Raw genomic sequence first — 23274 nt, 5'->3', positions numbered from 1 at the left:
CCTCGGCCTCCCGCAGGCTCGCCAGCTGCCAGGTCAGTCCGGCCTGCGGGATCTGCCGGACCTGGCCGGGCCACTGACACCGCTGCGCGGGGCCGCCGTCTCCTCCGGACGCTGGCGGCGTTCCCGCCGGTCCCTGCGCGCCCGCTCCCCGCGAGCCCCGGCACCCGCGTCGGAGTTCGCGCTGTCGAGGTCTGCGAGCAGAGCCTTCAGCTCGGAGCGCAGGAAGTCCCGGCTGGCCAGCTCGCCGATGGAGACCCGCATCGCGGCCAGTTCCCGCGCCAGGTACCCGGTGTCGTCCTGGAGGCGCACCGAGGTCTCCCTGTCCTGCGCGAGGTTCGCGCGGTCCCGGTCATCCTGCCGGTTCTGCGCCAGCAGGATGAGCGGCGCCGCGTATGCCGCCTGCAGTGACAGGGCGAGGGTCAGGAAGATGAACGGGTAGTTGTCGAAGCGCGCCGGCGGCGGCGCGACGATGTTGTAGACGACCCACACCACGACCACGACCGTCTGCGCGGCGATGAAGCGGGCGGTGCCGAGGAACCGCGCGATCCGCTCGGCGGCACGACCGAACGTCTCCGGCTCGTAGCTGGGCCGCAGATGGGCCCGGCGCGACGGACGCGGCTGGTCGAGACGCTCGCCGCGCCTGCGCAGCAGTCTGGTCACGAGCCCGTCGGATCGCCGGCCGGTGACACGCCGGTCGGTGGGGCGCCGACGGCCGCCCGCGGCGCGCCCGGCCCGGTCCGGTTCACGACGTCCGAGGCGAGCTGGCCTTCCCTCCAGTCGGAGGGGAGCAGGTGGTCCAGCACGTCGTCCACGGTCACCACCCCCACCAGGCGTCCCGCGTCGTCGAGGACGGGCGCCGCGACAAGGTTGTACGAGGCCAGGTGACGTGTCACCTCAGGCAGCGGGGTGTCCGGGCGCAGCGGGGTGATGTCGACGTCGATGACGCCGCCGACCAGCGTGCTGGGCGGCTCCCGCAGCAGCCGCTGGAAGTGCGCGAGCCCCAGGTAACGCCCGGTCGGCGTCTCGTACGGCGGGCGCACCACATACACCTGGGCGGCGAGCGCCGGGGAGAGCTCGGGTTCACGCACCCGCGCCAGGGCCTCGGCGACCGTGGCGTTCGGGGCCAGCACCACCGGCTCACTGGTCATCATGCCGCCGGCGGTGTCGTCGGCGTAGACCAGCAGGCGGCGCACCGGCGCCGCCTCCTCGGGCTCCATCAGGCGCAACAGCCGCTCGGCCTCGTCGGTGGGCAGCTCACCCAGCAGGTCGGCGGCATCGTCCGGGCCCATCGCCTCCAACACGTCGGCGGCCCGCTCCGCGGCAAGGCCACCGAGCAGCTCCACCTGCTCCTCTTCGGGCAGCTCCTCCAGGACGTCCGCCAGCCGCTCGTCGTCGAGCGCGGCCGCGACCTCCGCGCGCCGTTTGCTCGACAGATGGTGCAGCAGTGACGCCAGGTCGGCGGGGCGCAGCCGCTCGAAGGCGGCCAGCAGGTTCGCCGCGCCCTGGCCCTCCTCCGGCAGCGTGAAGCCGGTGACCTCGTCCCAGCCGACGGTCCGGACCTCGCCACGGCGCCCCTTGCCGACCCGCACCGCGACCTGGTCGAGGAGCCAGTCCCCGCTCCGGGTCGGCTCGATCGCGGCGTCGACGACGGTCACCTCGCGCCCCTGCGGGGCGGTGCCGTCCGCGGACGGCTCCGCCCTCGGCGGCAGCAGGGTGACCCGGCGGTCGAGCAGCTCGGCGAGCACCCGGGTCTCGTTCGGGCGCTGCGCGAAACGGCGCCAGCTCAGCCGCGCCGAGGAGAGCACCACGGCGCCGGACTCGACGCCGGTGACCCGGGAGATCGGCACGAAGATGGGGCGCCGCTGGACCTCCACGGCCAGGCCGAGGACCCGCGGGGGCTCGTGGCCCAGCCGCAGCGTGACGATCACGTCGTGGACCCGGCCGACCTGGTCGCCGTTCGGGTCCAGGACCAGCAGCCCGGCGAGGCGCCGGCAGTAGACCCTGGAGGGGCCCTGCCGCGCTGTCACCGCCGCCCTCCCGCGAGGCGTGCACCGGCCAGGCGGCCGTCAGGGGCGGGGGAAACCGGGGCCGGCGCCGCGCGCGACGGTGCCGGAGGCGCAGGGGTCACGGCCGGAGGCTACCCTCGCGCCGCCCGTCCACAACACGCCGGGACGCGAGACCGCGCGCATCACATCCGGCCGCGCCCGTCGGCGGCCGCGCCCGTCGGCTGCCGCGCCGCGGCCGTACCGGAGGTGGCCTAGAGGTACTGCTTGGCCGGGCCGACCATCGCGCGCACGGTGCGCCCGTCGTGGAACTCGCCGATCGCGGTCATCGCCCAGGTGGGCGCCCCAGGCTCCCGCTGCAGCCGGCACATCACCAGGCCGGTCGCCGGCTTCGACTCGGACAGGTCGAACCGCACCAGCTCCTGGCCGGTCTGATCGTCGATCAGCCGGCAGAAGGCGTTGCGGATGTCGGTGAACGACTGCCCCTGGAAGCTGTTCACGGTGAAGATCAGGCTCACGACGGTGGGCGGCAGCGCGCCCAGGTCGACGAAGATGGTCTCGTCGTCGCCCTCGCCCCTGCCGGTGAGGTTGTCCCCGGAGTGGCGGACGGCGCCACGGGCGCCCTTCTTCGACATGAACCAGACCTTGTCGACGTCCTTGCCCCGCTGGTCGAACAGGATGCACGACGCGTCGAGGTCGATGGACTTCCCGTGCTGCGCGGGATCCCAGCCGAGGCCCATCCGGACCCGGGCCAGGGGCGGGGCGCCGGTCTTGACCAGCGACACGCTCTGGCCCTTGCGCAGCGAGACCCGGCCCTTGTCGAGGTTGATCCGGCCGGCGGCGCCGGGCGGCGGCCCGCCGACGGGCGCGCCCCACTGCTGGCCCCCGCCGGGCGGCGGAGGCGGCGGACCCCACTGCTGACCACCGGGCGGCCCCGCGGGCGGCGGGCCCCACTGGCCGGGAGCCGGCGGCGGGCCCCACTGCTGGCCCGCGGGCGGGCCCCACGGCTGCCCGGCCGGCGGTGCCGGCGGCGGACCCCACTGCTGACCACCGCCGGGTGGCGGAGGTGGCGGACCCCACTGCTGACCACCGGGCGGCGGCTGCACGACCTGGGTCGGGGCGTCGTAGTGCGACGGGACGGGCGGCGGCGCCGCGGGTGGGGCGGACGGGGCCGGCGGYGGGCCTGACTGCGCGGAGCCGCTGCTGGCGGTGCCCGGGTCGTCGACGGCGATCCCGAAGTCGGTGGCGATGCCCGCGAGCCCGGACGCGTACCCCTGCCCGACGGCGCGGACCTTCCAGGACCCGGCGCGGCGGTACAGCTCGACGAGCACCAGCGCCGTCTCGGTGCTCAGGCCGGCGGGGTCGAAACGGGCGATCTCCTGGCCGCGGCCGTCCCGGACGGCCACCGCGAGACCACGGACACCGGCGAACGTCAGCGGGCCGCTTCCGTCCAGGCTGCCGGTCACGACCACCTTGTCGATGTCGGACGGCACCGCGGTGAGCGTGAACTCCAGCGCGGACGGCGGTGCGAGACGCACCCCGGGCCCGGCCGGCTGGTTGAAGAAGACGAAGTCGGCGTCATCGCGCACCTTGCCGGACGGAGTGACCAGCAGCGCGGCGATGTCCAGCGGGGTCGACGAGGAGACCTCGACCCGCACCTCGGTCGTCGGCAGTGCGGCGTTCGCACCCTTGCTGAGCATCTGTGCCATCTGACCCTCCCATCCGCCGTCACAACGAACAGGTGCGGCGTCGCGATCCTACGATCGACCGCTATGAGCGCAACCGACGATCCGGAGCATGACAGCCCTGACCGCCCGGGGCACCCGCCCAGCGGCGGCGACGTCCTGCGGCGCGTCGAGGGGCACCTCGTCGGCTGGTTCGGCCCGGACAGCGGGCGGGCGAGCCTCACCTTCCTCGGGGCGGACCCGATCGAGGTGCTCCGCTTCGGCCCGGACCCCGATGGCGTGGTCCGCTATGTGACCCTCGGGATGGCGCGGGAGCCGATGACACCCGCCGAGGCCACGGTGCGCGACCCGGCCGGGCCACGGGCCGAGCTCGTCCTGTCGCTGCGCGGCCGGCGGGACGGCGCGGCGCGGGCGCTGGCCGTCCTCGCCTCGGTGCCGGTGGTCGAGGGCCGGCCGGTGGTTGCCGGCGCCGGCCTCGACCTCGGCGAGCCGTTGTGGGACGGCGCCCGGTTCACCGCCGTTCTGGTCGGCGAGCCCGGCGGCCTGGTGCCCGACCTGCCGCTCGCGTCAGCTCGCCCGGCCGCGGCTGGCAACGGCTCCGGCCCCACGACCCCAGACCCCACGACCCCAGACCCCGCGGCCCCAGGCTCGGCGGCCCCCGGGCCGGCTCCGGTCCACTTCCTGCCACTGCTCCCAATGACCCCGAACGAGGCGGCGTACAAGCGCGTACACGGCGCCACCGCGATGCACCAGCGCTGGCTGGACGTCGGCACCGACCTGCGCGACCCCGACCGGGCGGAGGCCCCGCTGAGCTGACCGCCGTGGGCCCGGCAGGGGCGCGGGCCAGTCAGAGCTCGACGCCGGCGAGCACCATCACCCGCTCCACTGTCAGGTCCGCCATCGCTGCGCCGACGCCCTCCCGGCCCAGCCCGGAGCCCTTCACCCCGCCGTAGGGCATCTGGTCGGCGCGGTAGGAGGGGACGTCCCCGATGATCACACCGCCGACGTCGAGCGCCCGGTGGGCGCGGAAGGCCGTCCCGAGGTCGCGGGTGAAGACGCCGGCCTGCAGGCCGTAGGAGCTGTCATTGACCCGGGCCAGCCCGTCGTCCAGGCCGTCGACGGGTTCGAGCACGAGCACCGGCCCGAACACCTCCTCGCTGGCCACGGTCGCGTCGCGCGGCACGCCGGTCAGCACGGTCGGCGCGAAGGCGGTGCCCTTCGCGATACCGCCGCACAGCACGGTGGCACCGCGCGCCACCGCCTCCCGCACCCAGGCCCCGACCCGCTCCGCGGCGGCCGCGTCGATCAGTGGGCCGACGTCGGTGGCGGGATCGGCGGGGTCGCCGCCGCGCAGCTCGGCGACGGCGGCGACGATCTCGTCCCGGACCGGCTCGTACAGGCTGCGGTCGACGAACACCCGCTGCACGGCGATGCACGACTGGCCGGCCTGGTAGTTCGAGAACAGGGCGATCCGCCGCGCTGCGTGCCGCAGGTCCGCCGGGCTCGAGTAGTCCGCCGCGACCAGCACGGCCGCGTTCCCGCCGAGCTCAAGGACGACGTGCTTGCGCGGGACGGCGTCCCGGATCGCCCAGCCGACCCGCGCCGACCCGGTGAACGACACCACCGGCAGCCGTGGGTCGGCCACCAGGGCGGGCATCTGGTCGTCGCTGACGGGCAGGACCGACCAGGACCCTTCCGGCAGGTCGGTCCCGGCGAGCAGCTCGCCGAGCAGCAGGGCGGACAGCGGGGTACGCGGCGCGGGCTTCACGACGATCGGCGCGCCCGCGGCGATGGCGGGCGCGACCTTGTGAGCGACGAGGTGCAACGGGAAGCTGAACGGCGCGATGCCCAGCACCGGCCCGATCGGAAAGCGCCGGGTGAGGGCGATGCGTCCCTCACCGGTCGGGTCGGTGTCGAGCCGGTCGACCTCACCGGCGAAACGGCGGGCCTCCTCGGCGCCCCAGCGGAAGGTCGACGACGCCCGGGCGACCTCGGCCCGCGCCCAGGTGATCGGTTTCCCGGACTCGCTGGTGATCAGGGCGGCGATCTCGTCCCCGCGGCGGGCGATCTCCCGGGAGACGCTGCTCAGCGCGCCGGCCCGCACGTGGGCGGGCAGCGCCGCGCAGGCGCGCGCGGCGCCGGCTGCCGCGGCCAGGGCGTCCTCGACGTCGGACTCCGCCGGGCGCGCCACCGTCGCGACCAGCCGGCCGTCGAACGGGCTCCGCACCTCGAAGGTCTCCGCGGACCCACGCCGCCGGCCGGCCACCCAGAACCCGGTCATGACACGACCACCTTCTCCTCACCACCAGGACGGGTGGACGCGCGGGGGCCCGGCCGGACACCATCTCCGGACATGGCGGATTCCCCACCCGTCGGAATCCGCGCGACAACAACTGACATCCTCCTCCTCGCGATCGATGGGACTCCAACTCCCACACACCGGCCACAGCGGGTGCACGGTGTGGGGTCGCAGTTCACGGGCGCGTCGGGAGCCCCTGGAACCGTTACTCGGCACACTCACCAGCCAGCCGCTTACACTCGGCACCCGATCGACTCCTCTCCGAAGTGGGCGTCGGTCCGAGACAGGCACAGCCGGCGCCGCCGGACGGAGCCGCCAGGAGGAGAGGCCCAGTGCGGAGCGGGACATACACGGCCCTGCGGCCGCCACACGGCGGTCCGGGGCTTCCGCAGGTCCGGCGACTGGTCACGGCCGTCCCGGGGCCGGGCTCGACAGCGCTGGCCCGGCGCCGCTCGCAGGCGGTGGCCCGCGGCGTCGGCGAGACGCTTCCCGTCTACGTGACGGCCGCCGGCGGCGGCGTGCTGGTGGACGTCGACGGCAACTCGCTGATCGACTTCGGTTCCGGCATCGCGGTGACCAACGTCGGCAACAGCGCCGACAGCGTGGTCCACAACGTCACCGACCAGGCCCGCCGCTTCACCCACACCTGCTTCATGGTGACCCCCTACGAGGGGTACGTCGCCGTCTGCGAGGAGCTCACCCGGCTGACGCCGGGCGGGCACGAGAAGCGCTCCGTGCTGTTCAACTCGGGTGCCGAGGCGGTCGAGAACGCGGTGAAGATCGCCCGCGCTTACACCGGGCGATCCGCCGTCGTGGCGTTCGCACACGCCTACCACGGTCGCACCAACCTCACCATGGCCCTGACCGCGAGGTCGACGCCCTACAAGGCGGGCTTCGGTCCGTTCGCACCGGAGATCTACCGGATGCCGATGGCCTACCCGTACCGCTGGCCCGGTGGTCCGGTGGGCTGCGGCCAGCAGGCCGCCGGGCAGGTGATCGACGCGATCCGCGCGGAGATCGGCGCGGAGAACGTCGCGGCCGTCGTCATCGAGCCGATCCAGGGCGAGGGCGGGTTCATCGTCCCCGGCGCCGGCTTCCTGCCGGCGCTCGCGGAGTTCTGCGCCTCGGCCGGAATCGTCCTCGTCGCCGACGAGGTGCAGACCGGGTTCGGCCGCACCGGCCACCTGTTCGCCTGCGAGCACGAAGAGATCGTGCCCGACCTGATCGTCACCGGAAAGGGCATCGCCGGCGGCCTGCCGCTCGCCGCCGTCACCGGCCGCGCCGAGGTGATGGACGCGCCGCAGGTCGGCGGCCTGGGCGGGACCTACGGCGGCAACCCGCTCTCCTGCGCCGCCGCGCTCGGCGCGATCGCCACGCTGGAGCGCGAGGACCTCGCCGCCCGCGCCCGCCTGATCGAGCGGATCGCGATGCCGCGCCTGCGGGCACTGCGCGGCCGGTACCCCTTCGTCGGGGACGTCCGCGGCCGCGGGGCGATGCTCGCGCTCGAACTCGTCGCCGACGAGCCACCCCCCGCCGGGCAGACGGCACCCCGGCCCGACCGGGCGGTGACGGTGGCCTGCGCGGCCGAGGCACACCGACGCGGCCTGGTCCTGCTCACCGCCGGTACCTGGGGGAACGTGCTGCGTCTGCTCCCCCCGCTCGTCATCCCGGAACACCTGCTTGTCGAGGGCCTGGACGTCCTGGAGGAGGTCGTCGCCGACATCGCGCGCCACCGCTACGGCACCTGACCGCCGCCGCGCCGCAGAGTCACGGGCCCGTCCGACATCTGGCGCCGAGGTGGACAAGTCCCGCGCGAAGGAGTCGGAACCCGCCTCGGTGGGCATCAAACCTCCGCCCACCTGTACATGGAGGCGGAGGATGCCCGTGGTTCCCGTTCTGTCAGTTGACGCGCTCCTGCCCGTCGACGCGCTCCTGCCTGTAGACGCGCTCCTGCCTGTAGACGTCCTCGTCAGCGCGTCGCGGCGGGGTGCGCGGTGACCACCCCGCCGGTGTGCCCGGCCTGCCTGAGCGACCTCGACCCGCCGAACGTGTGGAGCGACCGGTGGCGCTGCACCCGGCACGGCGACGTCGAGCCCTTCCACGAGGCGCACGCCTCCCGCGAGCAGGTGCTCCGCTCACTGGGGCGGACCAGCCGGGTGCCGGTGTGGCTGCCCTCGCCGATGCCGGTCCACTGGTTCGTCAGCGGAGTCGGCTGGGCCGGTGACGAGCGCACCGGGGCACACGCGGCCGCGCTCTCGGTGAGCGGTCCGTCGCCGGTCGGCGGCCCCGCCGAGATGGTGCTGGTCGCCGAGGCGCCGCGGATCGGCCTGGGCAGCCGGCTGGCCGGTCTTCCGCTCGCCGACCCGGACCGTCTCGAGGAGAGGCCCGAGGCGAAGGTGGAGGCCGCCGGGCACCCGACGGCACTCTGGCCACTTGCTGCTCCCCCGGACCGCGCGGCCTTCGTCGGAGAGGCACTCGGTGTCTGGCTGTGGTGTGTGCTCTGGCCGGCCGACGCGGCGCTGATTCTGCTCGAACACCTGGTGATAGAGGACATGCGCGACGACCCGAGGCTTGTCGACCACCTGCTGTTCGGCGCCACGGGTTCTCATCTGTCCGCACCCTGATTCGGCTCCGGGCGCGCTAGTATTCTGCCGCCCGCCCGTTCGCCGTGCCAGAGCCGGGAGCCGGAGTGACTCTTCTACGCGAACCACCCGGCCCCGACACCCGGCCCGGCACCGCCGAACACGGCGAAACCGGGCACACGCGTCCACGCGTCTCCCTGCTCGGATACCTGCGCACGACCTCGCACAAGGACATCGCCGTCATGTACGCGGTGGCCTCGTTCGGGTTCTTCGCCTTCGCCGGCGTGCTGGCGATGATGATGCGCGCCGAGCTGGCCAGGCCCGGGCTGCAGTACTTCTCGAACGAGCAGTACAACCAGCTGTTCACGATGCACGGCACGCTGATGCTGCTGATGTTCGCGACGCCGCTCGCGTTCGCCTTCGCGAACTTCCTGATCCCGCTGCAGATCGGCTCCCCCGACGTCGCCTTCCCCCGGCTGAACGCGATGTCGTTCTGGTTCTTCCTGTTCGGCTCGCTCACCGTGGTGGCCGGCTTCCTCACCCCGGACGGCGCCGCCGCCTTCGGCTGGTTCGCCTACGCGCCGCTGAACAGCGAGATGTACAGCCCCGGCGCCGGGGCGGATCTGTGGGTCATGGGGCTGTCCGTGTCCGGGCTGGGCACGATCCTCGGCGGGGTCAACATGATCACGACGGTGCTGACCCTGCGCGGGCCCGGGATGACGATGTTCCGTCTGCCGATCTTCTGCTGGACGTTCCTGGTGACGTCCATCCTGGTGATCGTCGCGTTCCCGGTTCTCGCCGGAGCACTGCTGGCGTTGGAGGCCGACCGGCGTTTCGGCGCCCACGTCTTCGACGCCGAGAACGGCGGGGCGATCCTCTGGCAGCATCTGTTCTGGTTCTTCGGGCATCCCGAGGTCTACATCATCGCGCTGCCGTTCTTCGGCATCATCAGCGAGATCATCCCGGTCTTCTCCCGCAAGCCGATCTTCGGCTACAAGGGCCTGGTGTTCGCCACGATCGCCATCGGCGTCCTGTCCGTCGTGGTGTGGGCGCACCACATGTTCGTCACCGGCGCGGTGCTGCTGCCGTTCTTCGCCATCATGTCGTTCCTGATCGCCGTGCCGACCGGCATCAAGTTCTTCAACTGGATCGGCACGATGTGGCGCGGCAACCTCAGCTTYGAGACCCCCATGCTCTTCTGCATCGGGTTCCTCGTCACCTTCCTGCTCGGYGGGCTCACCGGCGTTCTCCTCGCGAGCCCGCCCATCGACTTCCACGTCAGCGACAGTTATTTCGTCGTCGCACACTTCCACTACGTGGTGTTCGGAACGGTCGTCTTCGCCGCGTTCGCCGGCACCTACTTCTGGTTCCCGAAGCTCACCGGCCGGTTCATGGACGAGACCCTCGGAAAGATCCATTTCTGGACGGTCTTCGTGGGCTTCCACCTGACCTTCCTCGTCCAGCACTACCTCGGGATGCAGGGCATGCCCCGCCGTTACGCGGACTACGGGCCGAACGACGGGTTCACCAGCTGGAACACGGTGTCCACCGCGGGCAGCTTCCTGCTCGGCGTCTCGACACTGCCGTTCATGTACAACGTGTGGCGGTCGTACCGGCACGGCCGGCTCGCCCTCGTCGACGACCCGTGGGGCTACGGCAACTCACTGGAGTGGGCGACGTCCAGCCCGCCGCCGCGGCACAACTTCCACCGGCTGCCCCGCATCCGCTCGGAGCGGCCCGCCTTCGACCTGCACTACCCGGAGGTCGCCGGCACGGCCGACTACCACGCGACCCCCGAGCTGCGCTGAGCGAGCGCCCGCCCGGGCCACCGGCACCGGCACCGGCACCGGCACCGGCGTCAGCCTCGGCCCTGGCTGGGTACGGGCCCGCCTGGCCCTCAGGGCTGCGGCGGCACCAGCAGGCGCAGCGCGCCCGGCCGGACGACGATCTCGGCCGGCAGGTCGGCGACGGGGTCGCCGTCGGCGTACACCTGGAACGGCCGGTCGGCGTCGACGACGAGCCGCCGGGCCCGGCTGACCTGCACGTAGGGCACCTCGACGTGGCGGCCGGAGAAGATCCGCGGGAACAGCCGCAGGAACGTCAGCCGCTTCGCCTTCGCGACCAGGACGATCTCCAGCAGGCCGTCGGCGATGTCGGCGTCCGGGGCGAACTTCATCCCGCCGCCGTAGTAGGCGCCGTTCGCCGCGCCCACCGTCCAGCCAGCGTGCTCCCGCGGGGCCTCGTCGTCGATCGTCACGGTGAACCGGGCGGGCTTCCACGCCGCGAGCGCCCGCAACACCGCATAGGTGTACACGCTCTGGCCGGAAAGCCAGGTCGTCTGGTTCGCGATCACCTGGACGTCGGAGTCGAAGCCGAGGCTGGCGATCCCCAGGAACGGCACGCCGTTCGCCTCCGGAAGGTCCACCCGGCGCTCCACCGCGGCGACGAGCGCCGTCGCGGCGAGAGCGGGGTCGCGCGGGATCCCGAGGCCGCGCGCGAAGTCGTTGCCCCGCCCCCCGGGGAGGATCGCGAGCACACCCCCCGCCCGGGCGACGGCGCCCGCGACTCGGCCGGAGAGACCGTCACCGCCGAGCGCGACCGTCACCCGGCCATCGGCCACGGCAGCCCGGGCCAGTTCGTCGGCGTGCTCCAGGCTCTTCGTGGTCTCCACGGTGACGTCGTCCGCCCACCGCGCCAGGGCGGCGCGGACATCGTCAAGCGCCTTGGCCGCCCGCCCACCACCCGCCTTCGGGTTGACGACGACCGTCAGCCGGGAGCGGTCCACCGCCGCGTCCGCCACTGCGGGCGCGTGGTCCGCCACCTCGGCCACCTCGGGCACCTCATCCACGCCGGCCATCTGTCCCTCCCACACCACCGCCGAGCCGATCACGGCACAGCCTACGGCCATGTCCTCACACCCATGAGGACCCGGCCGCGCCCGCCTCGCGCATCCGCGCCCCGCTCGAGGGCGGGGGGATCAGGCCCTGGTCGCTCCGGGGGCTCCGGCCTCGACGACCCAGGTCTCGTCGGTGGACGTCGGGGCGTCCCGCCTCTCGATGGTCTCGACGACGCGCATGTCCGAACGCCACTCGTCGTCGCTCACCGTGATCCGGGTGTAGCCCCGCCGATCCCCGCGGAAGTAGCGCACGTGCGGGTTGAGACGGGCGTTGTTCTCCCGGACGAAATCCTCGCTGATCAGGAAGAACCCTGAGCTGACCGAGGTGCAGACGAACTCGGTCGCGATCACCGGGGTCTCCGGCCGGTCGAAGTCGACACGCAGGTCGTTCACCCACGCGCAGTGGATGTCCCCCGCGAGAACCACCGGGTTCGCGACCCGGCTGTCCCGCACCGCCGAGAGGATCCGCGTGCGGTACGGGAGGTAGCCGTCGGCCTGGTCCAGGTTGGTGAGCGTCTCGCTGCCGTTCAGCTGGCCGTGCAGCTGGGCCAGCATCGTCTGCTGGGCGATCACGTTCCAGCGCGAGCGGGACGTCCGCAGCCCGTCGACGAGCCACGCCTCCTGGGCCGCACCGGACATCGTGCCGCTGCTGTTGTCCCGGCCCTGCCTGACGGCGCCGATGCCGTCCGCGGGCGATCCGGGCAGYGGCGTCCGGTACTGGCGGGTGTCCATGACGTTGAGGGTCAGCAGGTCGCCGAACGTCAGACGGCGGTAGATGCGCAGGTCCGGCGACCCCGGGTCGAGCTCGGCCCGGATCGGCATGTGCTCGTAGTACGCCTGGTAGGCCGCCGCCCGCTGCCGGGCGAAGGTCACCTCGTCCTGGCGGCGGTCGCCGGTGTCGCCGGCCTCGTCCACCAGGCCGGCATAGTTGTTCTCGGTCTCGTGGTCGTCCCAGGTCACGACCCAGGGCGCGGCGAGGTGGGCTGCCTGCAGCGCGGGGTCGGACTTGTACTGTCCGTACCGGTTCCGGTAGTCGGCAAGGGTCTGGAGCTGGTCGAGACCGGGGGTCTCGGGGGTGGTGTGACGGCGGTCCGGGTAGGCGCTTTCCGGGTCGTACTCGTAGATGTAGTCCCCTACATGGAGGACGAAGTCCGGGCGGTCTCCGGCGATGGCGTCGAAGGCCGGCCAGTACCCGTTCTGGAAGTCCTGGCAGCTGGCGAGCGCGAACGAGAGCCGCCCGCCGGCGGCCCCGGGAGCGGCCGCGGTCCGGGTCCGCCCGACCGGGCTCAGGACGTCCCCCGCCCGGAACCGGTAGAAGTAGTCCCGCCCGGGCTCCAGGCCGCGGACGTCCACGTGCACCGAATGCGCGAACGAGGCGGTGGCGAGCTGGGTGCCGCCGCGGACCACGTCGGAGAACCGCTCGTCCCGGGCGACCTGCCAGTCGACCTCGACATCCCGCAACGGCATGCCGCCGCCGGACGTCGGCTCGGGCGCCAGCCGGGTCCAGAGGATCACCCCGTCGGGCAGCGGGTCACCACTGGCGACCCCGAGGGAGAACACCCCGTCCCGGATTCCGGGAATCGGGGTGGGCGCGCGCATCGTCGGTGCGGGCGACGGCGCCGACCCTGACCCGCCCCCGCATCCCCCGACCGCGGCAGCCATCAGGGCACCGACGCCACCTGCCAGAACCGCTCGCCGGCCCGGTCGCACGACCGCGAAGGAGCCCTCGTCCCGCATCACCGGCTGATGACACCACAGTGGGATGAACGGCGGACGACCAACCGCCAACCGGACCGACCCCGCCGTCACCCGAACCCCGCATCGCCGTCCTCCCAGGCGTTGGTAGTGCCGTTCCCGGGGGTCGTCAAGGGCGTGCGGTGCTCTGCGTGGCCTCACACGGACACGCCGGCCGCGCACCACAGACGACGCCTAGGATCGAACATGAGTTCGATAGCGATGGCGGGCGTTCCCGCCCCTGCCCCGGACGGAGCACTCCATGCCCCACATCGACAGCCAACCCCACACCCACGGCGGTGGGTCGATGGTGGATCCGATGGATCTGTTCGCGGCCCAGCTGAACGCCCGCCTCGCCGCGGTGGGCGACACCGCCCGACAGGTCGCGGCCAGCCAGGCCCGAATGCTGCGTGCCCTCGCCGAAGCCGCCGCCCTGCAGGCACCTCGGGAAGGCGACCCGGCCGGGATCTTCTCCGACTACGCCCCGGAGGAGGTCGCGACCATCCTCGCCGTGTCCGGTAACTCCGCTCGTAACCAGATGCACTTCGCCGAAACCGTGGCACGGCGTCTCCCGCATGCGTTGGACGCATTGGAAGCCGGCGAGATCGACCTGCCCCGGCTCCACACCCTCGAACATGCCATCAGCCCGCTCGACGACGACACCGCCGCCGCGTTCGAGGCATGGATGCTGCAGCGGGGTCGACGCAAACACCGCGCCGCCTACGCCGCCGCGGCACGCCGCGCCGTCCTGCGGCTGGATCCCGCCGGCGCCGAACGCCGCGCGGAGGAACGGAAGAAGGAACGCGGGGTGTGGATCGAGCCGGAAGACGACGCGGTCAGCACCCTCGCCGCACGGCTACCCTCCGACCAGGCAGAAGCCTGCTACCGGCGGATCTGCACCCTCGCCGAGGGCATCGCCCGCGACCGCGCCGACGATGACAGTCGCACCCTCGACCAGATCCGCGCGGATGTTCTGGTCGACATCGTGATGGGCCGCACCGAGCATGCCGCGCCGATCGGCTGCGAAATCCAGGTTGTCGTACCCGTCACGACGCTGCTCGGCCTCGGCCAGGAGCCGGGCGAGCTTGCCGGCTACGGCCCGCTGCCCGCCGCGGTCGCGCGAGAGATCGCGATGCGACCAGGATCAACCTGGCGGCGTCTGCTCACCGATCCCCAGGGGGCACTGCTCGAAGTCGCCGACCGACGGCTGCCCAGCCCGGCGCAGGTGCGGCATGTGCGGGCCCGGAACCGGCAGTGCACCCATCCGACCTGCACCCGCCCCGCGGTACGTACCGAAACCGACCACACCGTTCCCTACGCCGACGGCGGGCCCACTCTGACCACGAATCTTGGCCCCTGCTGCAAGCGTCATCATCGGATGCGGCACCAGCCGGGCCGGCTGTGGAAGGTCCGCCAGCCCCGCCCCGGCGTGTTCGAGTGGACCGCACCATCCGGCACCACCACCATCACCTACCCGCACAACTACCTCACCGGCGAGGAACAGCTCCCCGCGACCGACTGGAGCATGTCCCAGTAACGAGCAAGCGGCGTAACGAGCAGGCGGCGACGAGCGACGCGGTCGATGTGATCACGAGCTTCGGCGAGACGGACCCGGCACCACCGAGGGATATGGCCCGCTCGTCTAGGATTTCGCGGGTCCGCCGCCGAACCGGAAGAACCAGGATGCCTCGCGACCGTCTCCGGGATCTGATCGCCGCGCAGCTGGTGCACAGCGACCTGCCCACCCGGGTCAGCGACCTGATCCTCACCGCCCTCGACGAGCCCGCAGCGGGCCGGCAGGGACCGGGCGACGCCCGCCCGGGCGACGCCGGCCGCGGCTCCGAGCGGCTCGCCGCCGAGGCGGCGGTGTATCTGCGAGCGGTCAGCGTCGAGGGGTTCCGCGGCATCGGTCCGTGGGTGACCCTGCGACTCCGCCCCGGCCCGGGGCTCACGCTCGTCACCGGGCGGAACGGGTCGGGCAAGTCCAGCTTCGCGGAGGCAGCCGAGATCGCGCTGACCGGCGAGGGCCGCCGCTGGTCCCAGCGGGCGGCGGTGTGGCGCGGCGGCTGGCGCAACCTGCACAGCGGCGGGACGGTCCGCATCGAGGTCACCTGCACGGTCGAGGGGATCGCCGGCCCGGTCACCGTCACCCGAAGCTGGCAGGACGGTGACGGCCTGGCCGAAGGACACGGTGCGGCGGCGACCGCGGACGGCGGTCGGCTGTCGACGTCCGGCTGGGACGCGGCGTTCTCCACCCACCGGCCGTTCCTGTCCTACGCGGAGCTGAGCGACCTGCTCGGCGGCCGGCCGAGTGCCATGTTCGACGCGCTGCACGCGATTCTTGGCCTCGACGCGGTCGCGGACGTCGCCCGTACGCTCACCGCGGCCCGCGGCAGGCTCACCGACGCCGCCCGCCGGCTGTGGGAGGAGCACCCGCCACTGCTGGCGGCGCTGCGGGCGAGCGGCGACCCCCGCGCCGCACAGGTGGCCGACGCCCTCGGCGACCCGGCCCACCTCGACCTGGACCGCGCATGGGCGCTCGCCGCCCAGCCACCCCCTGCCGCGGGTTCCGCGGTCCCCCCGGGCCAGGCGGTGACCGAGGGGCTCCAGCACGCCCGGCTCGCGGCCCTGGCCGCGCTGCGCGTACCGGCGTCTGGCGAGGTCGCGGTCCTGGCCGCCCGGCTGCGTGAGCTGGCGGCCGAGGAGTCCGGGCTGCTCGGGACCACGACCGGCGACGCGGCCCGGCTCGCCACCCTGCTCGCCGCGGCAGTCGACCACCACGAGCGGCACTCCGACGCCATCGCAGACGCCGTCGCGGCGGCGGAGCGACCCTGCCCGGTGTGCGGCACCGGCCGGCTGGACGAGGCGTGGTTGCGCACGGCCACCGCGGAGCTGGCTCTCCTGCGGGAGCGGGCCGCGCCGCTGGCCGCCGTGCGGGAGGGGCTGGCGCGCGCCCTCACCGAGGTCCGTCTGCTGGTCACCCCGGTGCCCGCCGCGCTGGCCACCGCGCAGGCGGGGAGCTGCTCCACGCCGGTCCGTGCGGCGGGAGCGGCCTGGGAACGTTGGGCCGCGCTGCGGCTGCTGACCGATCCGGTCGCGGTCGCGGACGGGCTCGCGGCTGCCTACCCACCGCTGCGCGAGGCGGTCGAGGAGCTGGCCACCGCCGCGGCGAAGGCCCTCGACCTGGCGGACGCCGCGTGGCTGCCACTGGCCGCGCGGGTCGCCGCCTGGGTCTCGGCGGCGCGCCGGGCCGAGGCCGACGCACAGCCGCTGGCGGACGTCCGACGTGCCCTGGAATGGTTCCGCGGGGCCGCCCAGGACCTGCGCGACGAGCGGATCCGGCCGTTCGCGGAACAGTCTGCCGGCATCTGGTCGCTGCTGCGCCAGGAGAGCAATGTCGATCTCGGCCCGGTGCGGCTCACCGGCAGCGCGAACCAGCGGCGGGTCGATCTCGACGTCACCGTCGACGGGGTGGACAGCACCGCTCTCGGCGTGATGAGCCAGGGGGAGCTGCACGCTCTCGGCCTGGCGCTGTTCCTCCCGCGGGCGACGAGCGAGGCGAGCCCGTTCCGGTTTCTCGTCATCGACGACCCGGTCCAGTCGATGGACCCGGCGAAGGTGGACGGGCTGGCCCGGGTGCTCGCCCAGGTGGCCGAGACCCGCCAGGTCGTCGTCTTCACCCACGACGACCGACTCGCGGACGCCGTCCGGCGGATGCGGCTGCCGGCGACGGTGCTCGACCTGGTGCGCCGGGAGGGATCACGGGTCGAGCTGCGGGAGAACCTCGACCCGGTCGAGCGGCACCTGGCCGACGCGCGTGCCCTCGTCCGCACCGCCAGCCTGCCGCGCGACATGGCCGCGATGCTGGTCCCGGCGATGTGCCGGACGGCGGTCGAGACGGCGTGCAACGAGACGGTCCGGCGCCGCCGGCTGGCCGCGGGCGCGCGGCACGCGGACGTCGAGGCGGCGCTGACGGCGGCGCACTCGGTGACCGAGAAGGCGGCACTCGCGCTGTTCGACGACGCCCGCCGGGCCCGGCTGGTGCTGCGCCAGCTGGACGGGCACGCACCGTGGGCGGCGGACACCTTCCGTGCGCTGCGTGACGGGGTGCACGTCGGCTACGGCGGCAACCTCGCCGGGTTGATCCGCAACACCGCCCGGCTGGCGGACCACTTCCGCTCGCTCGCATGAGCCGCCCCGGCCCGCGGCTGGATCCGGAGGTGCCGCTCGCCCAGGCCGATCGGCTGCTGCGCGGCGAGGGCGTCGCCGACCTGCGCGGGTCGTGGCCCCGCATCTGCGCCTGGCTGCTGCGGCTCGCCGTCGAGCAGGCCGTGGACGAGGTATGGCGGGCCCACGGCCGCCCGGAGCTGATGCGGCTGCCGATGCGCGCGCAGCTGCTGCTCCTGCCGGCCTTCGTGGACGGCGCGGCGGCGGACGAGGTCGGCAGTGCCTGGTACGCGCTGTCCCGGGCCGGCCACCTGCACGCCTACGAGCTGGCGCCGACCGCCGCCGAGCTGCGCCGCTGGCACCAGGACCTGCGCACGCTCCTGCCGCGGCTGGCGCAGCCGGAGCCAACACCGCCGAACGGAATGCCGCCGAACGGACTTCGACCAAGCGGATAGTGTGAGCCGGTTGGGCTCAAGGAGGTCGCGTCAAGGAGGTCCCCCCTGACCATCGGCCCGCACCCGCGCATCGACCTGCACACGCACTCGACGGCCTCGGACGGCTCCCTCACTCCGGAGGAGCTGGTCCGGCACGCCGCGGGCGCCGGCCTCGACGTCCTCGCGCTGACCGATCACGACACCACGGCCGGCATCGACCGGGCCGCGGCCGCCCTGCCGCCCGGGCTCACCCTGCTGCCCGGCGCCGAGATCTCCTGCTCGGTCGCGGTCCGTGGCCGGAAGGTGTCCCTGCACGTGCTCGCCTACCTGTTCGACCGGGCCGAGCCCCGGTTCGCCGCCGTCCGCGCCCGCCTGCGCGACGAACGGGCCAGCCACGCCCGGCGGATGGTCGAGGGGATCGCTGCCGCCGGCCACCCGCTGCGCTGGGAGCGGGTCCGGGAACTCGCCGGCGGAACGGTCGGCCGTCCGCACGTGGCAGCGGCTCTGGTGGACGCGGGCCTCGTCCCGACAGTGCGGGACGCGTTCACCCACGACTGGATCGGTGCCGGCGGGCGGTTCTGGCTTCCCAAGACGCAGCCGGACGTCGGGGAGACACTGCGGCTCATCCGGGACGCGGGCGGCGTCAGTGTGTTCGCCCACCCGTTCGCCAGCGCCCGCGGGGAGACCGTCGGCCCGGAGGTCATCACGGACATGGCCCACGCCGGCCTGACCGGCGTGGAGGTCGACCACCCCGACCACCAGCCCCCCGACCGGGACCGGCTGCGGGTGCTGGCTGCCGAGCTCGGCCTGGTGGTCACCGGGGCCAGCGACTTCCACGGTCCCGGCGACCGCCGGGTGCTCGGCTCGGAGACGACGGCGCGGACGTCCTACGAGGCGCTCGTCGACCGGGCGAGCGGCGCCGCGCCCATCAGCGGGTAGCGGCAGCGGGTAGCGGCAGCGGGTAGCCGCCCGGGGCCGGGCGCCGCCACCGCCAGGACCGCCGCCACCGCCGGGACTGCCGCCACCGCCGGGAGACCAGTGGGTCGGCGTGGGCGATGGTTCGATGTGGGCGGCGCTCAGTGGACGGCGGGTGCGATCTCCGGGTCGCCCAGGCGCCCGAGGAGCTCCGCGATGATGTCCTGCTCCTCCGGGGTGAAGTGGCTCAGGACGTGGCGCGCGACCCCCCGCAGGTGGGTACCGGAGGCATCCCGCAGCCGGGAGAACCCCGCGTCGGTCAGCGTGGCCAGGGTGCCCCGCGCGTCCGACGGGCAGGAACGGCGCTCGACCAGGCCCTCCCGCTCCATCCGGTCGACCAGCCGGGTCAGGCCACTGCGGGAGAGCAGCACCTTGTGCGCGAGCTCACTCATCCGCAGCTGGTGCCCGGGCGCCTCGGACAGCTGCACGAGCACGTCGTAGAAGGCGAGCGGCAGATGGTGCGCCGCGTCGAGCTCGGCCTCCAGCAGGCGGGTCACGTGCGCATGTGCCCGGAGCAGCTGCCGCCAGGCGCGCATTCCCCGCGCGTCCACCATCTCCCGCGCCATGTGGATCAGGGTACGTCGCACGAAACGGTCGCGTCGCCCGCCACCGAGGCCGCCCGGGGCGGCCGTGACCCCACCGCCGGGCCGGCCCGACGACCCGGCGGCGGGCTATCGTGGACAGGGTCGTGCCCGGTAAGCATCCACCGCGCGGCCGCGACACGCGATCCACACAGCGAACCCGCGATCTACCCAGCGATCCCGTCCACAGGCCCGTTCCGAGCCCCCGCTATGCAACATCCGTGGTCGTGACCCGACCGTGGATGTCGACCCGCGACCGAGGTTTCCCTTGTCACCAGCCCTGCCTTCGTCCGACGCCATCCAGACCGCCCTCGCGACAGTGCTGGACCCGGAGATCGGGCGGCCGATCACCGACCTGGACATGGTGGAGTCGGTCCACGTCCGCGATGACGGATCCGTCGACGTGGCCGTTCTGCTGACCGTCTCCGGCTGCCCGATGCGCGATGAGATCACGTCCCGCGTCAGTCGTGCCGTCAGCGCTGTCGACGGCGTGCGGGATGTCCGGGTGGCTCTGGGAGTGATGACTGCCGAGCAGCGGACGGCCCTGCACGAGAAGCTGCGGGGCGGTACCGCGCAGCGGGTCGTCCCCTTCGCCCAGCCGGGCTCCATGACCCGCGTGTACGGCATCGCCAGCGGCAAGGGCGGTGTCGGAAAGTCCTCGGTCACCGTGAACCTGGCCGCTGCGATGGCCCGCTCGGGGTTGTCCGTCGGTGTCCTCGACGCCGACATCTACGGCCATTCCATCCCCCGCATGCTCGGCATCGACCGCCCGCCCACCCAGGTCGAAAAAATGATCATGCCGCCACAGGCACACGGGGTGCGGGTCATCTCCACCGGCATGTTCACCCGCGGCAACGAGCCGGTCACCTGGCGCGGGCCCATGCTGCACCGTGCCCTGGAGCAGTTCCTCTCCGACGTCTTCTGGGGTGACCTCGACGTCCTGCTCCTCGACCTGCCGCCCGGCACCGGCGACATCGCCATCTCGCTGGCCCAGCTGGTGCCGACATCCGAGCTGCTGCTCGTCACCACGCCGCAGCTCGCGGCGACCGAGGTGGCGGAGCGGGCGGGCACCATCGCGGTGCAGACCCACCAGAACGTGGTCGGCGTGGTCGAGAACATGGCCTACATGCCCTGCCCGCACTGCGGCGAGCGGGTCGACGTGTTCGGTGAGGGCGGCGGCGCGGTCGTCGCCGAGCGGCTGACCCGGGTCCTCGGCCACGACGTGCCGCTGCTCGCCCAGATCCCGGTGGACGTCCGGCTGCGCGAAGGCGGCGACAACGGCCGCCCCCTGGTCCTCTCCGAGCCCGACTCCGAGGCCGGGAAGGCGCTGCGCGCCGTCGCCGAGCGGCTCACCTTCCGCTCCCGCGGGCTCTCCGGCCGTTCGCTCGGGATCAGCCCCGCCGGCCGCGTCTGACACCAGCACGCGCCACACAGCGGAAAGGGCGGGCCTCCGAAGAGGCCCGCCCTTTCCGCTGTTCTGCTGTGATGAGATGCCGTACGTGGCGCTGGTGTCGTGACCGTGGCAGGCCGCCCTCGTGACCGGGCTGCCGCGAGCGAGCTGCTAGGTGGCGTCCGAGTCGAACGGCGCCGGGCTCGCGAGCGGCTCGGGCCGGGCCGCCGGTGCGCTGCCCGTGGCGACGGCGCGCCCGGGCGAACCGGGCTTCGCCAGCGACAGGTGCGGGTCGGGCTTCGCCGCCGGGGCCGGCTCCGCGGGGCCCGGCGGCAGGTGGTCCTTGGTGAGGGACGGCGGCTGGTCCTTGGTGAGGGACGGCGGCGCGGCCGGCAGATCGTCCCCGACCAGCAGTGACTCGAACGAGGCCCGCTTGCTCGGATAGCCCGTGAGCAACGGGTCGTCGTCGCCTTCGAACAGGTGCTTGCGCACGAAGGTCTTGGGGTGCAGATCCCGCAGGTCGAGATCGGCCAGCTCGGGGCCCAGCTCCGACCGCAGGTCGTTGCGCATCCCGTTCGCCATCTGGCGGAACTGGCGCAGCATGCGACCGGCGTCCCGGGCAGCCTTCGGCAGCCGGTCGGGTCCGAAGACGAACAACCCGATCAGGAGCAGAACAACTACCTCGCCCCATCCGACGCCGTTGAACACATCGGTCAGAGTACCCCCAGTGTCGTTGCGCGCGAAGGGCTCCGACATGACGAGCAGGTGACCTGTTCCCGGCCGATCCGGGCGCGACCAGCACGTACCGAGCCGTTCCGGGCATGGCTCATCCGCCTGCCCGGATCTCGCCGCCCCCACTGTCGTGCCAGCCGGGCAGGGCCGGCCCGGCAGTGCAAGCCGGGCAGTCCGGCCGGCGAGACCCTGCATCGCTCGTCCGGACTACCCGGACTACCCGGGCTGCTCCTGCAGCACCACCCGAGTGGTGGTCTGGGCCCCGTTGCGCCAGAAGGTGACGGTCACCGTGTCACCGATGCGGTGCAGGCGCGTCGCCGCGTTGAGATCGTTCGTGCTCGTCACCGTCCGGTCGTCGACCCGCAGGATGATGTCGCCGGGGATCAGGCCCGCCGACGAGGCCGGCCCGGTCGGCTCGATGTCCCGGATGATGGCCCCCGGCACGGTGCCACGCGCACGAGCCTCGGCCGCGGTGACCGTGGCCGCCGACACCCCGAGGTAGGGATGGGTGGCCCGCCCGGTGCGGATGATCTCGTCGGCGACCGACGAGGCGTAGTCGATCGGGATGGCGAACCCGACCCCCACGCTGCCCGACTGGCCCGCCGCTCCGGGAGCGGTCGCGATCGCCGTGTTGAGGCCCACGACCTGCCCCTTCGCGTCGAGCAGCGGGCCACCCGAGTTACCCGGGTTGATCGCCGCGTCGATCTGGATCGCGCCGATGATGACGGACGCCCCGCCGCCCTCCGCCGGCACGGTCGGGTTGCGGTCCAGCGCGCTGACGATCCCGGTCGTCACCGTCCCGGCCAGGCCGAACGGGGCACCGATCGCGATCACCGGAGCGCCGGCGACGAGCGATCCCGACCGGCCCAGGGTGGCCACGGGCAGCCCGGACGCCCCGGGCAGCCGCAGCACGGCCAGATCGGAACGCGGGTCCCGGCCGACGATCTCGGCGAGGATCGGCTCGGCGCCGGCGGTCGTCGTGACCATGACCTGGCCAGCCGCGTTAGCCGCCGGGGCGATCACATGGTTGTTGGTGAGGACGTAGCCGTCCGCCCTGATGATCACACCGGAGCCGTTCCCGCCCTGGGTGCCGGCGGTGACGTCGATCGTCACCACCGACGGGAGCACGCGGGCGACCACCGAGGCCACCGAGCCGGGGTCGACAACGGTGGGGGCCGGGGCGGCCAATGCCGTCGGCGCGGGATCACCGGCCGACCGGTCGGACAGCAGACTGGTCACCCAGCCGCCGATCACGCCGCCGCACAGCCCTGCGATGAGCGCGGTGGCCACGAGGGCACGCCGTCCCCGCCCGCCCCTGAACCGTGAGGGAGTCCCCGCCGCAGGCCCACCCGCGCCGGACGCGCCGGACGCGCCGCGGACGACCGCGTCGGCCGCCGCGGTCCTCGCCGCCGCCTCCGCCCGGAGAGCCGGTCCGCTCTGGGCGGCCTGAGCGGTCTGGGTTGCTTCTGACGGCGCGGGGGAATCCGCCGCCCGCCGGAGACTGACCGGCCCGGTGTCGGACCGGGCCCCGCTCCTCGTGCGAGACGTCAGCTCGGAGGGCGGCGGTGTCGGCGGCCGCGGCGGCCGGCGCTGGGCGACCAGATCCACGAAGGGATCCGGCGTCGGCCGGCCGGCCGCCCGCCCGGGGGAACCCGGTGCCGCCCGCGCCGTCGTCGACCGGTCGGCGACGGTGGCCGCCGACTCCCGCGGTGCGCTCCCCCTCGGCGTTCCCGACGGACGCGGGCTCCCGGAAGCCGCCGCGGCGGGGCGGGGGGCCGCGGCACGGGACGCCGCCG

General features: G+C 73.7%; 18 protein-coding genes. 9 read left to right on the top strand and 9 right to left on the bottom strand.

Going from position 1 to position 23274, the window contains the following annotated elements:
• Positions 1-33: 33 nt before the first annotated feature.
• The 3 genes from CC117_RS27650 to CC117_RS27640 all read right to left on the bottom strand — a co-directional run bounded on the left by CC117_RS27650 (position 34) and on the right by CC117_RS27640 (position 3712).
• Positions 34-660, bottom strand: a complete 627-nt coding sequence (locus CC117_RS27650) for a DUF1003 domain-containing protein (RefSeq protein ID WP_071089221.1) — start codon at positions 658-660, stop codon at positions 34-36.
• Positions 657-2027, bottom strand: coding sequence for a magnesium transporter MgtE N-terminal domain-containing protein (locus tag CC117_RS27645; protein ID WP_071089219.1), 1371 nt, complete (start codon positions 2025-2027; stop codon positions 657-659). The genes CC117_RS27650 and CC117_RS27645 overlap by 4 nt, the downstream gene beginning before the upstream one ends.
• 230 nt (positions 2028-2257) lie before the next feature.
• Entirely contained in the window at positions 2258-3712 is a 1455-nt protein-coding gene (locus tag CC117_RS27640; RefSeq protein ID WP_071089217.1) for a TerD family protein, read from the bottom strand.
• Between the two features lie 63 nt (positions 3713-3775).
• On the opposite strand from CC117_RS27640, the gene CC117_RS27635 reads away from it, so the two are divergent.
• Entirely contained in the window at positions 3776-4504 is a 729-nt protein-coding gene (locus CC117_RS27635; RefSeq protein ID WP_071089215.1) for a suppressor of fused domain protein, read from the top strand.
• 31 nt (positions 4505-4535) lie between these two features.
• On the opposite strand, the gene CC117_RS27630 is transcribed toward CC117_RS27635, so the two are convergent.
• Positions 4536-5969 carry an aldehyde dehydrogenase family protein gene (locus CC117_RS27630; protein WP_071089213.1) on the bottom strand — a complete coding sequence of 478 codons (1434 nt, stop codon included), beginning with the start codon at positions 5967-5969 and terminating at the stop codon, positions 4536-4538.
• 350 nt (positions 5970-6319) lie between these two features.
• Here CC117_RS27630 and gabT point away from each other — a divergent pair, with 350 nt between their 5' ends.
• From gabT to ctaD, 3 genes are all read left to right on the top strand, one after another.
• Positions 6320-7735, top strand: coding sequence for a 4-aminobutyrate--2-oxoglutarate transaminase (gabT, locus tag CC117_RS27625; RefSeq protein WP_084132893.1), 1416 nt, complete (start codon positions 6320-6322; stop codon positions 7733-7735).
• A 246-nt stretch (positions 7736-7981) separates the two neighbouring features.
• Positions 7982-8611, top strand: a complete 630-nt coding sequence (locus tag CC117_RS27620; RefSeq protein WP_071089211.1) for a DUF6758 family protein — start codon at positions 7982-7984, stop codon at positions 8609-8611.
• Between the two features lie 65 nt (positions 8612-8676).
• Positions 8677-10377: an aa3-type cytochrome oxidase subunit I gene (gene ctaD / locus CC117_RS27615; RefSeq protein WP_071089209.1), complete on the top strand. Its 1701-nt coding sequence runs from the start codon at positions 8677-8679 to the stop codon at positions 10375-10377.
• 89 nt (positions 10378-10466) lie between these two features.
• On the opposite strand, the gene CC117_RS27610 is transcribed toward ctaD, so the two are convergent.
• A complete protein-coding gene (locus CC117_RS27610) occupies positions 10467-11426 on the bottom strand; it encodes a diacylglycerol/lipid kinase family protein (protein ID WP_071089553.1) in 960 nt (319 codons plus the stop codon).
• A gap of 120 nt (positions 11427-11546) precedes the next feature.
• Positions 11547-13202 (bottom strand): alkaline phosphatase D family protein, encoded by a 1656-nt coding sequence (locus tag CC117_RS27605; RefSeq protein WP_071089207.1) that lies wholly within the window; start codon positions 13200-13202, stop codon positions 11547-11549.
• A gap of 259 nt (positions 13203-13461) precedes the next feature.
• Between CC117_RS27605 and CC117_RS27600 the strand changes: the two genes are divergently transcribed.
• The 4 genes from CC117_RS27600 (at position 13462) to CC117_RS27585 (ending at position 18739) form a co-directional block, all read left to right on the top strand.
• A complete protein-coding gene (locus tag CC117_RS27600) occupies positions 13462-14736 on the top strand; it encodes an HNH endonuclease signature motif containing protein (RefSeq protein ID WP_116287916.1) in 1275 nt (424 codons plus the stop codon).
• A 146-nt stretch (positions 14737-14882) separates the two neighbouring features.
• The gene (locus tag CC117_RS27595; protein WP_071089205.1) at positions 14883-17390 is read left to right on the top strand and encodes an AAA family ATPase; all 2508 of its coding nucleotides are present in this window, start codon (positions 14883-14885) and stop codon (positions 17388-17390) included.
• Positions 17387-17821 (top strand): hypothetical protein, encoded by a 435-nt coding sequence (locus CC117_RS27590; RefSeq protein ID WP_071089204.1) that lies wholly within the window; start codon positions 17387-17389, stop codon positions 17819-17821. The genes CC117_RS27595 and CC117_RS27590 overlap by 4 nt, the downstream gene beginning before the upstream one ends.
• 51 nt (positions 17822-17872) lie before the next feature.
• Complete coding sequence (locus tag CC117_RS27585) at positions 17873-18739, top strand: PHP domain-containing protein (protein ID WP_407673600.1); 867 nt, start codon at positions 17873-17875, stop codon at positions 18737-18739.
• A 137-nt stretch (positions 18740-18876) separates the two neighbouring features.
• On the opposite strand, the gene CC117_RS27580 is transcribed toward CC117_RS27585, so the two are convergent.
• Positions 18877-19329, bottom strand: a complete 453-nt coding sequence (locus CC117_RS27580) for a MarR family winged helix-turn-helix transcriptional regulator (protein ID WP_198542007.1) — start codon at positions 19327-19329, stop codon at positions 18877-18879.
• A gap of 295 nt (positions 19330-19624) precedes the next feature.
• On the opposite strand from CC117_RS27580, the gene CC117_RS27575 reads away from it, so the two are divergent.
• Positions 19625-20770 carry an Mrp/NBP35 family ATP-binding protein gene (locus tag CC117_RS27575; RefSeq protein ID WP_071089198.1) on the top strand — a complete coding sequence of 382 codons (1146 nt, stop codon included), beginning with the start codon at positions 19625-19627 and terminating at the stop codon, positions 20768-20770.
• Between the two features lie 147 nt (positions 20771-20917).
• Here CC117_RS27575 and tatB read toward each other — a convergent pair whose 3' ends face one another.
• Complete coding sequence (tatB, locus tag CC117_RS27570) at positions 20918-21454, bottom strand: Sec-independent protein translocase protein TatB (RefSeq protein ID WP_071089547.1); 537 nt, start codon at positions 21452-21454, stop codon at positions 20918-20920.
• A 240-nt stretch (positions 21455-21694) separates the two neighbouring features.
• A complete protein-coding gene (locus tag CC117_RS27565; RefSeq protein WP_071089196.1) occupies positions 21695-22768 on the bottom strand; it encodes a S1C family serine protease in 1074 nt (357 codons plus the stop codon).
• Between the last annotated feature and the right edge of the window lie 506 nt (positions 22769-23274).

It is taken from the genome of Parafrankia colletiae, assembly GCF_001854655.1.
GTDB lineage: Bacteria > Actinomycetota > Actinomycetes > Frankiales > Frankiaceae > Parafrankia > Parafrankia colletiae.
This window is presented reverse-complemented; position numbering and strand designations above follow the sequence as displayed.